Genomic DNA, 603 nt, shown 5'->3' with positions numbered 1-603 from the left:
ATTGATTGGCAGATAATAACCTGTTCTGAGAAACAGGAGCAGGAAATGTCTGATTTCAAGTGGCGCCATTTTCGGGGTGAGATTATCCTTTGGGCAGTGAGGTGGTATTGTCACTACGGTATCAGCTACCGTGATCTTGAACAGATGATGGGCGAACGAGGCTTGGCAGTCGATCATTCCACGATTTATCGCTGGGTTCAAAAATATGCCCCGAAGATCGAAAAGCGTCTGCGCTGGCACTGGCGCCGTCCACGATCTACGAGCTGGCGTGTGGATGAAACCTATGTGAAGGTCCGCGGGCAATGGACTTATTTGTATAGGGCGGTTGACAAGTTCGGTAACACGATCGATTTTCATCTGTCGCCGACCCGCAATGCCAAGGCGGCCAAGCGATTTCTGGGCAAGGCGCTGAATAGTTTGAAGGATTGGGAAAAGCCGACCACTATCAACACTGACAAGGCGCCGACCTACGGCATCGCGATTGCCCAACTCAAGACCGAAGGCAAATGCCCGGAGGATCTCGTCCACCGGCAGGTTAAGTATCTGAACAACGTTGTTGAGGCGGATCATGGCAAGCTGAAACAACTGATCAAGCCGGTGCGA

1 protein-coding gene is annotated in these 603 nt (G+C 51.7%); it reads left to right on the top strand.

Annotated features, from left to right (window positions below; genetic code table 11):
• Positions 1–45 precede the first annotated feature (45 nt).
• On the top strand, positions 46–603 hold a 558-nt coding region (locus tag ABE527_RS21635; protein ID WP_499698261.1), incomplete at its 3' end, for an IS6 family transposase.

Origin of the sequence: Brucella sp. TWI432 (genome assembly GCF_039674445.1) — a bacterium.
GTDB classification, from domain to species: Bacteria; Pseudomonadota; Alphaproteobacteria; order Rhizobiales; family Rhizobiaceae; genus Brucella; species Brucella chromiisoli.
The sequence above is the reverse complement of the archived record's forward strand: the minus strand, read 5'-3'. Positions and strand labels throughout refer to the sequence as shown.